Raw genomic sequence first — 15,958 nt, 5'->3', positions numbered from 1 at the left:
TTAGGCGGAACCCGGGGCAAGGATGCGGAACTCGTGCAATTCCCGGCAGTAGGATAACCCGCGAATCCGTACGGACTGGGGCGTGTAGGCTCTGATCGGGCCCGCTTCCAGCTGCTGCTCCGGTCCGCTCTTCAGCAACACTGCCACCGGCACCTCCGATAGTGCAGCAGCCAGCAGCTCCATATCGGTCTCCAGTATTTTATAGAAATAACCCATTTCAGACTTCACCTGCTTTATGGTCAATTGATTCGGGCAGCGCAGAATTTTTAGCTATTTTTTTCCAAATGGGCGCATAAAGATTAAGACATGCCTCAATTCCGGAGATGTTGACTATGCGATCCTTCCCAAGCTATATTATTATTCTGCTGGCCAGCCTGCTGATTGCAACAGGAACGAACTTCTTCCTGGTCCCCTATAAAATCCTCGATGGAGGAATTATCGGCATTGCCCTCATTATTAATTATATCTCCGGCACCAAAATCGGACTGTGCATTATGCTATGCAGTCTGCCTATCTTCCTGCTGGCCTGGTTCCGGCAACGGGAGATCTTCTACAACAGCATTCTGGGTCTGCTGGCTTCCTCCCTGCTGATCGAGCTGCTCTTTCCGCTTCAGTATTACTTCCTGTACTATATTGAGCTGGGCTCCATCTCAAGCGCCATTATCGGCGGCTTCCTGATGGGTACCGGACTCGGGCTGATGCTGCGCTTCAAAGCCAGCACAGGCGGAACAGACCTCCTCGCCAGATTCATCCAACGCTACCTGCCGCTGAATGTCGGCCTGATTATCTTCCTGACGGACTTCCTGATCATCGGCGCTGGCGGAATTCTGATCTCCAAGGAGACCTTTTTCCATTCGATTCTGACGATTGTTTCAGGAGGGGTCGCTACGGGATTATGCACGCTGGAAGAGTAAAAACCCGGAATTTGCCGGATGCTATGAATAAAGGTTGAAATTTTCAGACTTTCAGGCGACAATCGAATAGATAACATTCCCGGGGAGGATTAGCGAAGTTGGATAGTACAAGCACGAATAGCAACACTTCCATACATGACATTGTCGATCTGTGCCTGCTGGCAGGCAAGATCATGCTGCAGAGCGGTGCAGAGACCTACCGTGTGGAGGATACCATGAGCCGGATGGCGGCGGCACTCGGCTTCCCCGGTGCGCATAGCTATGTCACGCCGACGGTCATTATGTTCACCACCAGCCGGACCGAGCCGGTAAAGCTGTTCCGGATCGCCGAACGGACGACAGACCTGCAAAAGGTATCCGAGGTCAATGACATCTCCAGGCGGCTGACCGAACGCCAGCTGACAGCCGCAGAAGCGCGGGAGCGTCTGGGCATCGTCGATGACGCAGCCCATGCTTACCCGGTATGGGTACAGATCGCAGCGGCAGCCTTGACCGGAGCCTGCTTCACGGTCATGTTCAAGGGCAGCCTGCAGGATGCTCTGCCGTCGCTGCTGATCTCTGGTACAGGCTTCGCAGCGGCCACTTATCTTCACCGTCTGGTGCAGTTTCGCTTCTTCGCGGAATTCATTGCTTCCTTCATTATCGGTCTGCTGGCCTTCTTCTCCGTCAAGCTCGGCGTGGGACGGGAGATGGACAAGATTATTATCGGCTGTGTAATGCCGCTCGTACCGGGGCTGCTCATCACCAATGCGGTCCGTGACCTGATGGCCGGGCATCTGGTATCCGGCATCTCCAAAGGTGCCGACGCCTTTCTGACTGCGTTCGCCATCGGGACCGGCATCGGGCTGGTCCTGTCCATTTTTTAACACCCACTTGAAAGAGGTCGTCCTGCCATGATTTTGCAATTGATCACCAGTTTCATCGCTGCCTCAACCTTCTGCATTCTATTCAATGCACCGGTGCGCGCGCTGCTGCAATGCGGCTTCGCCGGAATGATCGGCTGGATGCTGTACCTGCTGCTGGATTACAGTTCCGATACTGTCGTCGCAACCTTTGGTGCTACCGTTGTGATCGGACTGATCAGCCAGTTTTTTGCGCGTTCCTTCAAGATGCCCGTCATTATCTTCAGTGTCGGCGGCATCATCCCGCTTGTGCCGGGCGGTCTTGCGTATGATGCCATGCGGAGGTTCGTGGAGAATGATAATAACCTCGGCATCCAGTATGGGGTTCAGGCGCTCCTGCTGTCCGGAGCCATTGCGGCCGGTCTGGTGCTAAGCGAGGTGCTCGGACAGATGTTTTTGCGTATCAAGAAATTGCCCAAACAACCGTAAGGCTCCATTTCACAGACAAGCCCGCTTGCAGCAAGGACCCCGGGTCCCTGCGCAAGCGGGCTTTGTATATTGTATCAGGTAAAATATATTGCAACACCGGCGCTCTAACAGTCTAATCCTCCCAGATTGAGGTTTCGAGCTGATCGACGAACCGCCGCAGCCTGCCGGCAATCTTAAGATTAATTGCCCCGTTCTGATACATCTCCTGCACGGTATTCCGCTGCTCCTGAATCGCCTGCAGCTTCAGTTCCAGCTTGTCATCATCCAGTACGCCGTCATTGCTCCAGCCTTCCCCCTGCTCCAGCCTGGATTCCAGCCGTTCGTACTTGTCGATGACCTTCTGCGAGGCGAGCCGGTTCTCATCACTCATTCCTGCACTAACGGCGGATACTGCCGCCTGGCACATCGCAATCTTTGCCGTCCGCGCACTTTCGGCATTCTGCAGGGCGAGCTGTCCTTCTTCCCCGCTGAGTTTACCTGAGAACAGTCCAGAGAACAGCCGCTGAATTTCTGTTAAAGAGAATTTAATCTGCGTATTCAGCCGTTTGCACAGCAGAGACTCCGTATGATCCAGCAGCTCCTCCATCTTCACGGCAACAGGCTCCGGCAGCGCCCCGTTCTCCATGATCCGCCGCAACTCCGTGCGTTCGGCTTCGAGCGCACTCTTGCGTGCCTCGACACCCAGACGGAGGAACTGCTCATGGGCCGGGTCATGATCCGGTCTTGCAGCACATAGTCTGTCAACCTTATCTGTAAATTCCAGCAGCACAGGCTGTGTTGAGCGCTCCGGGCTCTCAGAGACCAAGCTGCGCAACATCGACATCCCGGCATCAATGACCACATTTCTGGCCGCCAGCTCCGTATTCCCGTATACAGCTCCGGCGCTCTGAACTACGGTCTCTTCACTGTCCGCAAGCAGCGGAAGGAAGATGCTGGCGATGACCAGCGACATCAGAATCACACCTGCCGCCAGCGCAATAATGAGATCCCGCTCCGGAAAAGGTGTCACCCCGTCCCCAAGCACCAGCGGAATGGAGAAGGCACCTGCAAGGGTTACAGCCCCCCTCACCCCTGAGATCGAGGTAATAATCTGTGACTTCAGCGGGGCCTTCTCTGCCTTCAGCCGCTTGCTCTCCCATAAGGAGTAACCATAGACCCACAGAAAACGCAGCACAATCAGCAGCGCCGTGATCGCCAGAACATAGCCGGCAACCATGAAGTTATTCAGCGTCTGATCCCGGTAAATCACCTCGATCACATCCGGAACGGACACACCGAGAATCAGGAAGACCAGCCCGTTCAGCACCAGCAGCAGCACTGACCAGGTACTGGCAGATACAAGCTGAAGCTTATATTGCGGAGAGACGGCCCGGTCCTTCTCAATGGCGTACATGACACCTCCTGCCACAACGGCCAGAATGCCCGAGACCCCGATCTCCTCGCTGATCAGATAAATAATGAACGGCGTAAGGATCTGCAACAGCACATGGATGGTCACATCCTCCATACCGAACCTGCGGATGAACACGCTGAGCCGGATCAGCAGGAATGACAGCACTGCACCAAGCAGCAGTCCTCCTGCGGCAATCAGCACAAAGCTAAACGAGGCCTTAGGCAGAGAGAACACGCCGGTAACCATGGCTGCAATCGCAAATTTAAAGGCGACCAGGCCGGAGGCATCGTTCATCAGCGATTCTCCTTCGAGAATCCGGTGGATGCTTTTGGGAAGATGAACCCGTCCAGCCAGCGCGCTTACCGCTACCGCATCCGTAGGAGACAGAATAGCCGCCAGTGCGAAGGAAGCTGCCAGCGGAATCGAGGGAATCATCCAGTTAATCGCATAGCCCGCCACAAATACCGTGACAAATACAAGTCCCAGCGCCAGCAGCAGAATCGGTGCCCTAAGGTTCCACAACTCACCGCGCGGCGTCCGCCGCCCGTCATTGAAGAGCAGCGGAGCAATGAATAATACAAAAAACAGCTCAGGCTCGAAGTGCATATGTATTCCCGTCGGAATTAGTGCAGCAATGATTCCTAGTCCGATCTGAATCAGGGGAACCGGGACAAACGGAATGAAGCGGTTCAAGATATTCGATACGGCGATTAATCCAAGCATCAACAGCACAGCCAGAAAAGTCTCCAATTCCATCATCTCCCCGTCTGATAATCAATTATATTATTGCAATGACCCGGCTAACGTCAACAAACGGAAGGCACAGCGGAAATTACAATTCTCCGCCCGTACCTTCCGTTGCCTTATCATTCACGGCTTCCGCCGCTGGTCTAGCAGTAAATATTAACGCGATGCTGTCCGCCCTGTTATTTTAGCGTTTCACTAGCAGCTGTATGCCTATATTCCACGGGTCCCTTAGAGTAATGATACCGCCCTCTTCTTCCACACGGTATCCGGCACGCTTCACACGTTCAACCACTTCATGCACTTCCTGAATGTCAGGGAGCAATAGTGTAAAATAATCGATGCCCGCTGCATTCGCAGGAGCCGCCGGAGCCCCTTTTCCAGCCCAGGTATTCAGTCCCATATGATGATGATAGCCTCCAGCCGAAATGAACATGGCCGCATCGCCGTAATGGGCGGTCACCGTGAATCCAAGCGCATCCACATAGAATTTCTTGGCCTCTGCCAGATCGCCCACATGGAAGTGAACATGACCCATTACAGTGCCCGCAGGCAGCCCGGTCCAGCTCAGGCCCTCCGATGCAGCCAGCAGACCGTCCACATCCACCGGATCGGTGGTCATGACCACATTGCCTGTTGCTTCATACTTCCAGGTGTCACGGGGCCGGTCGCGGTACAGCTCGATTCCGTTATGATCAGGGTCTTCGATGTATAGAGCTTCGCTGACCAGATGATCCCCCTGGCCGACCGAAATCCCGGAGTCGATCAGATTGCGCAGCACCAGTCCCAGAGAAGGCCGGTCCGGCAGCAGAATCGCATAATGGTATAGTCCGGCCACCGAGTTCCGGCGCAGCACCTGAGCCTGCTCAATCTCCCGCAGGACAAGCAGCACCTGCTGGCCATCCGCCGTCAGCTCTACCACGCGCCCTTGCTGCCGCAGAATCTTCAGTCCGATTACATTCTGATAAAAGCTGAGCGAGCGCTCCAAATGACTTACACGGATCTGTACAAGTCCAATTTCCAGTTGTTGTGGTAATATAGCTGTTGCTGTCATAGGAATCCCCCCTGAAATGAATATAGGCTAATTCAAATAAAGTCCCTGGTACCAAAGCACGCATAATAACGGTTAGTGTTGACTGTTCCTATCCTGTCCATGCAAAGGTAATTTCAATTTCCGTTACACATTAACTTACTTAAGTATAGTTGCGATCTATATGTTTGTCAATTACTTTTACAATACACATTAGAGTCTACAAAAAAAGCCCAGCCGACAGGCCAGACTCCGAAGCAGTCATTTCGTTATTGAGATTCACCAAGGATCTCTATCAATACATCCTGTGCAGTAATTCTTAGTTCACTTGGCGGGGAATCCATTAGAACCCGAAGCTCGAACCCCTGCTCCGCGGCATAGATCTCGTCATACAGCCAATATTTCTTTTCAAGCGGTTCAGGCAAGCGTAGTCCGCTCACACCTTTGAACTTTAGCTTGATCTCACATTGGTAATGCATTGCCCCGCCGCAGTCCAGAATCATCTCCAGCACACCTTCTGTAGGCATAGTATAGGAGATCACTCTGGCGTCATGCAGACTCTTCTCGACTAACTGTACGGCGCTCTCCGGGAGTTCATGCTTAATGGCTTCGTACCCTTTGCGGTATTCTCTGAAGATCGCCTGCACCCGTTCATCATATTCCCTGCCCCACTGCAAGGCCCGTTGCTTGAACTCAGGCGCAGGATAAGTGGAATTTATCGTTCCGTCATGTATTGAAGCGTGGAAGTACCCGGGTAGATATTTCAGCAGATCTTTTTTCATATATTCCAGAAAATCCTTGGCCCGCTCCTCATAGCTGATCCCCTCTGCCACATGCCAGGCCACATCCTCCAGCCAGTCCTGCTCCGTCTCCGGGAAGACCATGAACCCGCGCACCTGCATTTCTTCATACCAGGGTATAGTGAAAAATTTCATCCTGAAGCTTCCTCCACTCTGTAGCGATCCTTAATTCCCGGCCAGCTTCTCCCCCGCGTATACCCTGTGCTCCTGCGTAGCGGCCAGAATCCAGACCGTCAATTGCTGCTTATTGAACAGGAACTCGTTATCTATTCTGAGATAAGGGAGCTTTGTCCCCTCGAAGGGTCCATCATTACGCAACATTGCATTCTCCGCCTTCATAATATTCTTCACCTGATCTTCACTCAGACGCAGGAACTGTGCAGTCTCTGCAAGTGTCATCAACGGATGGTCCTCAGCTTGGCTTTCCGTCTGCGCTCCGGCAGGTGTCGGCAGTTGCATCTCGTAGCCCGCTCTAATCCGATCTCCGATTACGAAGCTGCCGGCAACCAGACACAGGCCCAGAATCAGAGCAGCTCCCAGGATGGTATAATTGTTCTTCATGGGCAAAATCTCCTTATATGTATGCTTGAATCAATGTGCAGGAGTATAAGTAAGGAGCCAACAGTCCCTCCACTCCCCTTCATGCAGTTCATGCTCCGGTAAAAGCTTCCTGCGTACAAATCCGATTTTCTCATAGACTCTGAGTGCCCTGTGATTCCAGCACTGCGGGTCCATCACAATGAGGTCTGCCTGCTCTGCTTCGAGCAGATGCTTCACCATCCCACCTACCAGTAGCGAACCTATCCCCTGGCTCCATAGCTGCGGCTCACCAATGAACTGATCCATTCCGTAGACCTTTCCCGTATAATCTGCGTAGCCGTACTCCGTCAGCTCTTCCCTGCCAACAGGATAGAACTGGATATAACCTATATCCTGACCCATGAACTGCACGATTCCACGGTATAATCCCTCTTCTTCACTTTCATAAAAATGCTTCTGTACCCGTTCCAGATCATGCGGACAGTCCCGGCCTTCATAATACTCCAGCACTGCAGGGTCCGAGAGCCATCGTACGAGCAGCGGTGCATCCTCCTGTTCCAGCCTGCGGACACTGAGGTCGCCGTTCTGAAAAAGAATCATTATGAGATCACTCCTTATATTCCTCTAGTCCTGTCACATATGTGTCAGTCTAAACGATAGAAATTGAAGTGTAAAGTCAGCACCAAGCAGCTGCTCATCAAAAAAAGTGGCCCCGCCGGTAACCGGCAGGGCCAAAAGTCTATTGTAAGGGGGTCATGGGTCTACTATACTGAGCGAAGCTTAAGCCCAGATGAAAAACACATAAAGGTTTAATGAAAATAGACAGAATTCCGCAAGGATCAAAGAAAGACCCTGCCGAGGCACGGCGGGGTCTTCCACAAATGGTTCCACTGGGGGGTGGAGAACTTCACTATACTCCCCGAACCTTAAAAAAACATAAAACGGGGCTGAAGGTTTCCTTAAATTTACGTACATCAGATCCTGTCTCAAGCCACAGGAAGCTGATGAACGATCTGATCCAGGGTGACCTCCTGCAGCACATTCTCCATCGCCTTCTGTGCAAGAGAGAATACTGGAACAATAGCGCCTGCAATGTTCTTGCCTACCGGACACTCCGGGTTCGGATGCTCATGGACAGAGAACAGGGAGTCCTCTTCCACCGCATTCACCGCCTTATAAATCTGCAGCAGCGTAATATCAGCTGCACTGCGGGCAAGCTTCGCTCCGGCCACACCGGGACGAACCTCCACAAGTCCTGCCTTATTCAGCATACCCGTAAGGCGGCGAATCACTACGGGGTTCGTATTCACGCTACCGGCGATCCACTCTGAGGTGCTTTTGCCGTCTTTGTTGCTGTCAATTAAGGTTAGAATATGAATAGCCACCGCAAACCGCGTGCTAATGTTCATGTCAATCACTCCTTCACACTGGCCGGAATGCTTCCGCCAGATGCAACTATAATAGTTACATTTAGAGCAATTGTCAATCCCATGAGGAGTTTGCAGACAACAGAACACTATTCACTGTCATACGCCTGCAATGCCACCGGCAGGGCTTGAATCACCACATTACCCACTGCCGGAAGGGGCAGCAGCACTGCGCTGATGATCTCATCACGGGTTGCGCCGAGCGCTTTGGCATGCTTGACATGAAAGGGCAGTCCGCTCTCCAGCCTAACCGCCGCAAGTACGGAAATATAGGCAATCTCCTCGGTTTTGGCATCCAGGCTGCTTGCGGCATCCAGCTTCTTCACAATTTCGCCAAGGGCCTTTTGCTGCTCCGGCGCTTCCTTCATAAATGTCATAAAGGCATGACTGACTTGCGGTACATTATCCACTTTAATTAACCCTCCGATTCTGGAAACAGATTCTTGCATTCCATATGATAACATCATCTTTAGTATGAGGGTTTCTTGCGTAATGCATACATTACAACTGTTAAATATTCCTATATATCTTCAAGCACTAGTCAAAATAATCGGCTTGCCCTTGGTGACCACAATTGTGTGCTCAAACTGGGCCACGCGGCTGTTGTCGGCAACGCTGAGTGTCCAGCCATCCGGCTGCTGCTCTACGAAATCAGTGCCTGTGGACAGAAACGGTTCGATGGTAATGACCTGGCCTTCTTTCAGCACCGTCGTTACACGCGGATTATAGAAGGGCAGAATCTCAAACGGCTTCTCATGCAACGCTTTGCCAATGCCGTGGCTGCACAGGTTACGCACGACTTTATAGCCGCGCTTCCGCGCTTCGGACTCCATAACCCGGCCGATCTCGTTCACCTTCATGCCCGCCCGGAGATGATTAATCACGCTCATCATGGTCTCTTCCGTACTCCGGCAGAGGTGAATCAGCTTCTCATTATAAGGAGGCAATTGAAACGATACCCCGGCATCGCCAAAATAACCGTTCAGCTCGGCGGAGACATCAATATTGATCAGATCTCCGGCCTGAATGACACGTTGTCCCGGAATTCCATGCGCTACCTCTTCATTCACACTGATACAGGTCGTTCCGGGGAAGTTGTAGGTTACCTTTGGAGCAGATTTTGCGCCAAAATGGTTGAGAATCTTCGCCCCCACTTCATCCAGCTCCGCAGTCGTCATTCCGGGAACCACACTTTTCTTCATCTCGGCGATGGTGTGGCCTACCACTGCACCCGCCGCTTTCAGTCCTTGCATATCCTGGAGCGTATCGCTCGTCATCCCTGCTCACATTCCTCTCGTTATCAAAGCTTCACCTTGAGTATGTATCCTACAAGTATAACAGCCTTGTTACGCAGAGTGAAATCAACGTACTTCTTAGCTTATTGCACCTACAGCCTTCATCCAGGCATCGGCGATTAAGGCATGTCCGGCAGGCGAAGGGTGTACGCCATCCGCCGCCCAGTAGGCAGGTTCAGCCTTGACGGATGCCGCTGCGAACAGGCCATCCAGCGGCACGAGTACAGCGCCGTATTCACGGGCCAGCTCACGGACTACGTGGATTTTGGGGTCCAGATCCTGACGCCAGCCCTTGCGGTCTTCCGGCACCGGCAATACGAACGGCTCCACCAGCACCAGCTTGGCATCCAGATGCTGCTTGGTCCGTTCAATCAGATCACGGTAGGACGTCTCAAATTCAGCCGCTGTAGTCTCCTGCCCGGAATCATACCACCGCCAGGTATCATTTATGCCAATATAGATAGACACCCAGGTTGGCTTCAGCGCAAGACAATCCCTCTCCCAGCGCTCCTGCAGATCGACCGCCCGGTTGCCGCTGATTCCGCGGTTCAGGAACGTAAGATTCTTCTCCGCATACTGAAGGCCAAGCCGGGCACCCGCCATCAGCGCGTAACCTACACCCAGCGATGAGGCATCGGCGTAATTGCGTCCACAATCTGTGATACTATCCCCCTGAAACAGGATGATATCGTTCTTTTGAAATGGCATGCCTGAAATCCTCCTATGAAAACATCTATAGTATGTAAACATGATCATTATAGCAAATCGGCTTTCCTGCGGACACGTTTTCATTGAAAATTATTCCTTCTATTTAAACAGAAAACCCCCTCAGACTGCCATATGACAGCCCCAGGGGGATCTAAGGATAGATGATTAATAGGCCAGGCTGAACAAGCCGTGGATATGAGTCAAGTAACGGATATTGCTGGCTTCCTTCATCAGCGTTGCCGGTAGCCCCTTCAGCGGAGTGGAGTTACCGCCGACAATGGCTACCCCGTCTTTGCGTCCGAGGCTGGCGAGTGTGCCGGAATTGACCGGGCTGAAGGCTTCCTGCGGTTTATCATTAAGATAAGCGAACAGATTGTAGCCAATCAGCTCACCCATCTGCCAGGCGATCTGTGCCGTTGGCGGATAAGGACGGCCATCCGGTGCAAAGACAACAGCGCTGTCTCCGGCTACAAATACATTAGGGTGTGAAGTGGACTGCAGGAACTCATTCACCGTGGCCCGGCCGCGGTTGACTTCAAGACCGGATTCGCCAACCAGCGGATTGCCCTGTACCCCGCCGGTCCAGACGAAGGTGTTCGCCACAATCTGCTGCCCATCCTTGAGATCAATCTTATTATCGGCCACCTTCGTAACCGGAAGACCCGTCAGGAATTGCACCCCGCGCTTCTCCAGGCTGGCTGTAGCGCGCTCAATCAGATGATCCGGCAGGACAGGGAGAATCTTCGGACCCGCTTCAACAAGCAGAAGCTTGATCTCAGCAGGATTCACTCCATATTGCTTCGTCAGCTTAGGCAGAATATCGGCAATTTCGCCTACCAGCTCTACGCCAGTCAGTCCGCCGCCGCCGATCAGAATCGTTGCATCTGCTGCGTTGCGGGTTTTGGAGTAGTCACGAATCCGGTCTTCAATATGACGGCGGATCCGCAGCGCATCTGCTGCTGATTTCAGCACCATGCTGTATTCTTCAAGTCCCGGAATACCAAAGTATGCGGTGGTGCTGCCCAGACCGACAACGAGAGCATCATAGGTCAGCATGACGCCGTCCGAGAGAATAACCTGCTTGTTATCCGGGGAGAACGAATTGACCTTGGCGATTTTCAGATCAATATCTTTACCGGCGAACAGCTTCGCCAGCGGCATGGCAACCGCCTGTTCAGACGCACTGCCCGCTGCAAGCCGGTGCAATTCCGTAATAATCTGATGTGTAGGATACTGATTGACTACTGTTATTTTGGCTTCCGCTTTGCTCATATATTTACGAATGGTTAAGGCACTAAGCAGGCCGCCGTAGCCTGCACCTAGGATCACTATATGTTTTGACATGATAATTCCTCCATCATTAAGTATTACGGGCTTATTTGCCCGATTGACGTTCACCGCTGACCTGCAGATAGGCATTCATGAACCGGAGAGCCTTCTGTACCTGCGGGTCCTTGATCATCTTCATCATGCCGAACAGGCTGACTGTTTCGCTGCTTGCTTCCGCGCGGTCTTTCGCTTCAATAACAGTAGCCGCCAGATTCTTGGCAGTGCCCACCACAGGACCCGCCATTTCCTTAATCGCACCGACTGTATCATTCTTAAGTACTTCATCCGTGGCAACCGACTGCACAAAATCTAGTGATTTGGACAATACACTGACCATTTGTGTGATCTGCGGCAGCTGCTCTACCAAAAGAATCAGAGATTGCTGCACCTCCGGCTTCAAAAGCTCTTTCAGCACATCCTCTCTAGGAAGAGCTGCTTCTGGTATTTCTTGTTCAGGCAGGGTTTGGGTAACGGTTTCTGACATATCGAAGTCTCCTTTTACAAATCGTATTCTTGCACAATGACATCCAGGTGAAACTATGTGACTATTATAACACTCTCTTTGTTATTATTGTCACAATCTTTTTACCTTTGCAACCTATTTTTGTGATTATTATCACTTCATCATCGGTTTTATCGAACCCAGTCGTTTAATCAGGTTAAATTTACAAATTATTATGTTTTTCCTCATTGACGTATACAAAGAGTCGTGATATCTTAAGCAAGTAACTAAATGTAAGTTTATTAATTAATATCAGCAATTGATTATTACTAAGCAGCATACATATTAGATGGAGGTAATGACTTATGAGTACTTTTTCCGAATTGGTGCAGTCCCGCAGATCGGCTAATAATTTCGTGGAAGGTGTTACCATTCCGCAGAGTGAGCTCGAAGAGATGTTCTCCCTGGCACGTCTGGCTCCCTCGGCTTATAATCTTCAACACACCCATTATAAGGTGATCAGCGATGACAACGTAAAGGAAGCCATCCGCAAGGACGCGTATGGCCAATACAAGATTCACACCGCTTCTGCTGTTATTGTGGTGCTGGGTGACAAAAATGCCTACCTGCAGGCTCCAGAAATCTATAGCGGGCTTAAGCTGCTGGGAGCGATGAGCGAGGATGCATACGAGCAAACCATTCAATCTATCAACGATGCTTATACCGGGAATGATGCGTTCCAGCGGGATGAAGCGATCCGCAATGCTTCTCTGTCGGCGATGCAGTTCATGCTGATTGCCAAGGATAAGGGCTGGGATACCTGCCCGATGATCGGCTTTGATCCGGAGGCTGTGAAGGCTACCCTCCGTCTCGGCGACCATATGGTTCCGGTGATGCTGATTACGATCGGCAAGGATAACCAGCACAAGATCAGACCGCGTGGTTATCGCAAGCCGGTCAATGAGTTTGTTGAATTCATCTAATAAAAAGGGTCTTCCGGCTACTATGCCGAAAGACCCTTGTCTATATCATCCTGCCGTATTCTCAATCCATACTCACCGCGCATACTGCAAAATCGCCACAGCCGCACGCTCCTGCCGCTCTACATCCGTGCTGTTCAAGGCTGCCTTCAGGACAGCCAGCGCCTGCGCTACTGTAGCTTCATCCACCTGAACCGGACAGGCCCCGGCGGCACTTCCGCTATCCCCGGCCTGATTCTCTAGCCAAAGATCCATTCGGGCTGCGGGCAGCACTCCTGAATAGGCAGTTATTCTGCTGTCAGAGGCAAGCAGCCCTGCTACAGCCGGATTAACCGCAGCGAGTGGCAGACTCTTCAGCCAGGTGACACCGCGCCGGTGGGCTGTACTATCCTCTGCGCCGCTGTGCCGGGTATCATAGAAGTAATCGCCAAGGTCCCCGAGATACACCCATTCTTCATCGGCGATCAGCACATAATCCCCATCCTGCATCGCATTGACGAAGGTATCCAGAGTATGGGTTGCACCCTCCAGCTCCTGCCCGTGATAGCCGGCGGCAGCCAGCTTGCTGATGATCTCTTCTCTGCTATGCTTCTCCAGATCTCCCGTACCGGGATAGCCTGCACATATATAATTATCCTCCAAAAAGGACTTCAGCAGCCCGCTGCCGAGTTCCTCAAGCTTCATTGCATACAAGCTCATTTCCGTTTCCTTTCCCTCCAGGCAAAGCTGCCGGAGTCTACGCAGCATTGAAACCATCCTTTTCATTATACAGCAAAGGCAGCGGGATTTGAATTCGGCAGATTCTAAGGAAAACGCAGAATAATAGCGCTTACAAGACCTTTTTCCAAACAGGAAGTGCAAATTTAAAAATTTCGGCTTTTTACTATTGCCCGCACGGACGGTATAATTCAGATATCAGCTCAAGGAAACAGACACTGCAGGAAGAACGTAAGCCAGGACAGAATCTCCGGCAGCTAATCTTAAGCAGCGCTCCTCCTTGTGACTGAGACTATATCTTTGATCCTGACATTCCCGCCTGAAGTGAGTCCCTGCACGAAACGGTATGAGCTTCTTAAAGCTCACAGGCTTCACAATCCATCCTATCGTGGTTAGCGGATCAGTTTTGAGCAGTTTGAATGTGCAGGATAGGCAAATATACTGCCGCCTCGGACCATTTCTACCCGGCTGAGTACAAAGGATAGGATAAGGAGTCTGAGACTAACATGGGTATAGTGGTAACAATATAAACCTCTATTGTTGATGTACTGATCAACAATAGAGGTTTATATGTGTCTGCACGGTCTTACCGCCGCTCTAGGTTAACGCAGGCCTTCCGCCACTTGTAGCAGCATCTCTCTGGTGACTTCAGGCGATCCGGTCCCTACCTCATGCATTATATTTCTCTCCTCGTTCTCCCGAACCTCAATCCAGCGGATGTACGCATAATAGCCGTTGCTGTTATTCTCATAGGCTTGGCGGTTTTCAACATACAAGGCTGCCTGAGATTTTACCTTCAGATGCTCAACCTTTGTATCCGCCCAAACATCAGACATTAGCTGTGCCCACGGAGTAAGCGGGGAATAAGTAACGGAGATGTAATCATTTTCTCCCTTAGGACCTTGGTACACCAGCTCAGGACTGACCGTCCCGGCCTGCTGGTTGGGCACATTGAAGCTCTTGATCCAGGCGTAATGCTCACCGGGCTTCAGCCGTTTGGTAAGGACATTGGTGTATTTTTTAACCCAGGAGCTATCTGTAATGCCCACTGTACTGTCGGATCTTCCTTCGGCAAAATGGTATTCTTCCGGCATTCTGCCCGGCACGGCCAGCTTACCTGTGACAGGCTCTGTAGCCTTCTTCCAGCTTTCGATATCTGTGAATATCTGCGGACGGTTGATCATACGGAGCTCCTTCATCCCGTTTGATCTAGCAATTAACAGCATAGCCGATTCATTATCAGCAAGCTGAGACTGAATCTCTGTAATCACCCGCCGGGTCTGGTTGGCAAAAGCTGTTGACTCATTAGCGCCCTCATGAATATCCACTTCCAAACTGGTTGCACCATAGGTAACCTGCCATAGCCGCTCCGCACCATAGACCACGCCTCCGAAGAGCATCAGTCCGCAGAGTACCAGGGCGATCCTCGCTGTCCCGCGCGCGCGCACGGGCCTATTTCCTCTCTGCTGCGGCTGCTGGAATTGCTCAAAGCTCGCTGCTAACCGCTGCTCCAGCGGCTCCGGCATCGTTGTATGTTGTTTATACCTGTTGAACTCCTGCTTCAGTTGATTTCCGACAGACATGTCCATTCCCCCTTCATCTCATCGTCCGCTGTAAATACCGCATTCTGCCGCAGCTTGCGCAGCGCCTTATGGTGCCTGGATTTGGCGGTTCCCAGCGGGATGCCCAGGGCCGCAGCAATCTCATCATAGCTGCACTCTCCGTAGTAACGCAGGACAATTACGCTGCGGAGCTTAGGCGGCAGTCCGCTGACCAGCTGCATCAGCTCTCCCTGCTGTTCCTGGACCAGAAGCTGCGCGTCCGCTCCCGGATACAGACTCTCAGATGCATGCTCCCGGCTGCGGTTCATGAGCCGCAGCCTGCGCCAGCTTCTGCGGTTCCAGTTGCTGCATTGCCTGACGATCATACCGTTCAGCCAGGCTCCGAAAGGCCGTTTGCCGTCATACTGCGGCAAGCAGCGGAATAGCTCGATGTAGATTTCATTGACTACATCAGCCACATCAGCCGGCCGGTTCACCAGCAGGCTGACGGTTCCGTACACCTGCTGCCTAATGGTGTTATGTAGTAAGGTGAAGGCTTCTTTATCTCCATGTTCCAGCCTTTGCAGACATTCCCGAAGCTCTTCTTCTGTCATCTTCCTCTCCCCCTCTCTATCTTGCTTACACTCTATATTGGTCCGCTGGCGGTGGAAGGTTCCCTTGATATGCAATTTATTACATCCTGACATATCAAAAACCGGCTGCCCATGAATTTCATCATGTGCAACCGGTTCTTTTGCTGCCGCCGG

At 51.9% G+C, this 15,958-nt stretch carries 19 protein-coding genes; 4 read left to right on the top strand and 15 right to left on the bottom strand.

What is annotated here, in order from left to right; all coding sequences use genetic code 11:
- Positions 1 to 216 (bottom strand): hypothetical protein, encoded by a 216-nt coding sequence (locus NST26_RS12775; RefSeq protein WP_036729570.1) that lies wholly within the window; start codon positions 214 to 216, stop codon positions 1 to 3.
- Between the two features lie 116 nt (positions 217 to 332).
- Between NST26_RS12775 and NST26_RS12770 the strand changes: the two genes are divergently transcribed.
- From NST26_RS12770 to NST26_RS12760, 3 genes are all read left to right on the top strand, one after another.
- Complete coding sequence (locus NST26_RS12770) at positions 333 to 914, top strand: YitT family protein (RefSeq protein WP_339313896.1); 582 nt, start codon at positions 333 to 335, stop codon at positions 912 to 914.
- 98 nt (positions 915 to 1,012) lie between these two features.
- Positions 1,013 to 1,780 carry a threonine/serine exporter family protein gene (locus NST26_RS12765; RefSeq protein ID WP_209877711.1) on the top strand — a complete coding sequence of 256 codons (768 nt, stop codon included), beginning with the start codon at positions 1,013 to 1,015 and terminating at the stop codon, positions 1,778 to 1,780.
- 27 nt (positions 1,781 to 1,807) lie between these two features.
- On the top strand, positions 1,808 to 2,245 hold the full coding sequence (locus NST26_RS12760; protein ID WP_036729575.1) for a threonine/serine exporter family protein: 438 nt from the start codon (positions 1,808 to 1,810) through the stop codon (positions 2,243 to 2,245).
- A gap of 112 nt (positions 2,246 to 2,357) precedes the next feature.
- Here NST26_RS12760 and NST26_RS12755 read toward each other — a convergent pair whose 3' ends face one another.
- The 11 genes from NST26_RS12755 to NST26_RS12705 form a co-directional block, all read right to left on the bottom strand.
- On the bottom strand, positions 2,358 to 4,388 hold the full coding sequence (locus NST26_RS12755; protein WP_340953536.1) for a Na+/H+ antiporter: 2,031 nt from the start codon (positions 4,386 to 4,388) through the stop codon (positions 2,358 to 2,360).
- 181 nt (positions 4,389 to 4,569) lie between these two features.
- Positions 4,570 to 5,436 (bottom strand): VOC family protein, encoded by an 867-nt coding sequence (locus NST26_RS12750; protein WP_339255919.1) that lies wholly within the window; start codon positions 5,434 to 5,436, stop codon positions 4,570 to 4,572.
- A gap of 245 nt (positions 5,437 to 5,681) precedes the next feature.
- Positions 5,682 to 6,347 carry a DUF4085 family protein gene (locus NST26_RS12745; protein ID WP_339255917.1) on the bottom strand — a complete coding sequence of 222 codons (666 nt, stop codon included), beginning with the start codon at positions 6,345 to 6,347 and terminating at the stop codon, positions 5,682 to 5,684.
- 30 nt (positions 6,348 to 6,377) lie between these two features.
- On the bottom strand, positions 6,378 to 6,773 hold the full coding sequence (locus tag NST26_RS12740; protein WP_339255915.1) for a hypothetical protein: 396 nt from the start codon (positions 6,771 to 6,773) through the stop codon (positions 6,378 to 6,380).
- A gap of 30 nt (positions 6,774 to 6,803) precedes the next feature.
- The gene (locus NST26_RS12735) at positions 6,804 to 7,352 is read right to left on the bottom strand and encodes a GNAT family N-acetyltransferase (RefSeq protein WP_340953538.1); all 549 of its coding nucleotides are present in this window, start codon (positions 7,350 to 7,352) and stop codon (positions 6,804 to 6,806) included.
- 386 nt (positions 7,353 to 7,738) lie between these two features.
- Positions 7,739 to 8,161, bottom strand: coding sequence for an Rrf2 family transcriptional regulator (locus NST26_RS12730; RefSeq protein ID WP_036729584.1), 423 nt, complete (start codon positions 8,159 to 8,161; stop codon positions 7,739 to 7,741).
- A gap of 107 nt (positions 8,162 to 8,268) precedes the next feature.
- Positions 8,269 to 8,628: a carboxymuconolactone decarboxylase family protein gene (locus tag NST26_RS12725; protein WP_051478342.1), complete on the bottom strand. Its 360-nt coding sequence runs from the start codon at positions 8,626 to 8,628 to the stop codon at positions 8,269 to 8,271.
- 81 nt (positions 8,629 to 8,709) lie between these two features.
- Positions 8,710 to 9,456 carry a type I methionyl aminopeptidase gene (gene map / locus NST26_RS12720; protein ID WP_036729586.1) on the bottom strand — a complete coding sequence of 249 codons (747 nt, stop codon included), beginning with the start codon at positions 9,454 to 9,456 and terminating at the stop codon, positions 8,710 to 8,712.
- A 96-nt stretch (positions 9,457 to 9,552) separates the two neighbouring features.
- Positions 9,553 to 10,182 (bottom strand): SGNH/GDSL hydrolase family protein, encoded by a 630-nt coding sequence (locus tag NST26_RS12715; RefSeq protein WP_036729589.1) that lies wholly within the window; start codon positions 10,180 to 10,182, stop codon positions 9,553 to 9,555.
- Positions 10,183 to 10,347: 165 nt separating this feature from the next.
- On the bottom strand, positions 10,348 to 11,526 hold the full coding sequence (locus NST26_RS12710) for an NAD(P)/FAD-dependent oxidoreductase (RefSeq protein ID WP_340953541.1): 1,179 nt from the start codon (positions 11,524 to 11,526) through the stop codon (positions 10,348 to 10,350).
- Between the two features lie 31 nt (positions 11,527 to 11,557).
- Positions 11,558 to 11,995 (bottom strand): DUF1641 domain-containing protein, encoded by a 438-nt coding sequence (locus tag NST26_RS12705; RefSeq protein WP_036729594.1) that lies wholly within the window; start codon positions 11,993 to 11,995, stop codon positions 11,558 to 11,560.
- A gap of 323 nt (positions 11,996 to 12,318) precedes the next feature.
- Here NST26_RS12705 and NST26_RS12700 point away from each other — a divergent pair, with 323 nt between their 5' ends.
- Positions 12,319 to 12,936: a nitroreductase family protein gene (locus NST26_RS12700; protein ID WP_340953543.1), complete on the top strand. Its 618-nt coding sequence runs from the start codon at positions 12,319 to 12,321 to the stop codon at positions 12,934 to 12,936.
- A gap of 72 nt (positions 12,937 to 13,008) precedes the next feature.
- Here the strand turns inward: NST26_RS12700 and NST26_RS12695 are convergent, their stop codons facing one another.
- The 3 genes from NST26_RS12695 to NST26_RS12685 form a co-directional block, all read right to left on the bottom strand.
- The gene (locus NST26_RS12695) at positions 13,009 to 13,632 is read right to left on the bottom strand and encodes a hypothetical protein (protein ID WP_340953544.1); all 624 of its coding nucleotides are present in this window, start codon (positions 13,630 to 13,632) and stop codon (positions 13,009 to 13,011) included.
- Positions 13,633 to 14,252: 620 nt separating this feature from the next.
- Positions 14,253 to 15,233: a hypothetical protein gene (locus tag NST26_RS12690; protein WP_340953546.1), complete on the bottom strand. Its 981-nt coding sequence runs from the start codon at positions 15,231 to 15,233 to the stop codon at positions 14,253 to 14,255.
- The gene (locus NST26_RS12685; protein ID WP_340953547.1) at positions 15,212 to 15,805 is read right to left on the bottom strand and encodes a sigma-70 family RNA polymerase sigma factor; all 594 of its coding nucleotides are present in this window, start codon (positions 15,803 to 15,805) and stop codon (positions 15,212 to 15,214) included. The genes NST26_RS12690 and NST26_RS12685 overlap by 22 nt, the downstream gene beginning before the upstream one ends.
- Between the last annotated feature and the right edge of the window lie 153 nt (positions 15,806 to 15,958).

Source organism: Paenibacillus sp. FSL R7-0128 (assembly GCF_038002245.1).
Taxonomy (GTDB): Bacteria; Bacillota; Bacilli; order Paenibacillales; family Paenibacillaceae; genus Paenibacillus_AQ; species Paenibacillus_AQ silagei.
Note: the sequence above shows the minus strand (reverse complement) of the source record. Positions and strands in the feature narration are given on the sequence as shown.

What these genes read in the sequence shown, in the direction of transcription:
- NST26_RS12750 (WP_339255919.1), bottom strand. Translation starts at nt 5,436, where the DNA reads ATGACAGCAACAGCTATATTACCACAACAACTGGAAATTGGACTTGTA.
- NST26_RS12700 (WP_340953543.1), top strand. Translation starts at nt 12,319, where the DNA reads ATGAGTACTTTTTCCGAATTGGTGCAGTCCCGCAGATCGGCTAATAAT.
- map (WP_036729586.1), bottom strand. Translation starts at nt 9,456, where the DNA reads ATGACGAGCGATACGCTCCAGGATATGCAAGGACTGAAAGCGGCGGGT.
- NST26_RS12735 (WP_340953538.1), bottom strand. Translation starts at nt 7,352, where the DNA reads ATGATTCTTTTTCAGAACGGCGACCTCAGTGTCCGCAGGCTGGAACAG.
- NST26_RS12740 (WP_339255915.1), bottom strand. Translation starts at nt 6,773, where the DNA reads ATGAAGAACAATTATACCATCCTGGGAGCTGCTCTGATTCTGGGCCTG.
- NST26_RS12715 (WP_036729589.1), bottom strand. Translation starts at nt 10,182, where the DNA reads ATGCCATTTCAAAAGAACGATATCATCCTGTTTCAGGGGGATAGTATC.
- NST26_RS12745 (WP_339255917.1), bottom strand. Translation starts at nt 6,347, where the DNA reads ATGAAATTTTTCACTATACCCTGGTATGAAGAAATGCAGGTGCGCGGG.
- NST26_RS12730 (WP_036729584.1), bottom strand. Translation starts at nt 8,161, where the DNA reads ATGAACATTAGCACGCGGTTTGCGGTGGCTATTCATATTCTAACCTTA.
- NST26_RS12705 (WP_036729594.1), bottom strand. Translation starts at nt 11,995, where the DNA reads ATGTCAGAAACCGTTACCCAAACCCTGCCTGAACAAGAAATACCAGAA.
- NST26_RS12685 (WP_340953547.1), bottom strand. Translation starts at nt 15,805, where the DNA reads ATGACAGAAGAAGAGCTTCGGGAATGTCTGCAAAGGCTGGAACATGGA.
- NST26_RS12695 (WP_340953544.1), bottom strand. Translation starts at nt 13,632, where the DNA reads ATGAGCTTGTATGCAATGAAGCTTGAGGAACTCGGCAGCGGGCTGCTG.
- NST26_RS12770 (WP_339313896.1), top strand. Translation starts at nt 333, where the DNA reads ATGCGATCCTTCCCAAGCTATATTATTATTCTGCTGGCCAGCCTGCTG.
- NST26_RS12690 (WP_340953546.1), bottom strand. Translation starts at nt 15,233, where the DNA reads ATGTCTGTCGGAAATCAACTGAAGCAGGAGTTCAACAGGTATAAACAA.
- NST26_RS12760 (WP_036729575.1), top strand. Translation starts at nt 1,808, where the DNA reads ATGATTTTGCAATTGATCACCAGTTTCATCGCTGCCTCAACCTTCTGC.
- NST26_RS12775 (WP_036729570.1), bottom strand. Translation starts at nt 216, where the DNA reads ATGGGTTATTTCTATAAAATACTGGAGACCGATATGGAGCTGCTGGCT.
- NST26_RS12725 (WP_051478342.1), bottom strand. Translation starts at nt 8,628, where the DNA reads ATGCAAGAATCTGTTTCCAGAATCGGAGGGTTAATTAAAGTGGATAAT.
- NST26_RS12710 (WP_340953541.1), bottom strand. Translation starts at nt 11,526, where the DNA reads ATGTCAAAACATATAGTGATCCTAGGTGCAGGCTACGGCGGCCTGCTT.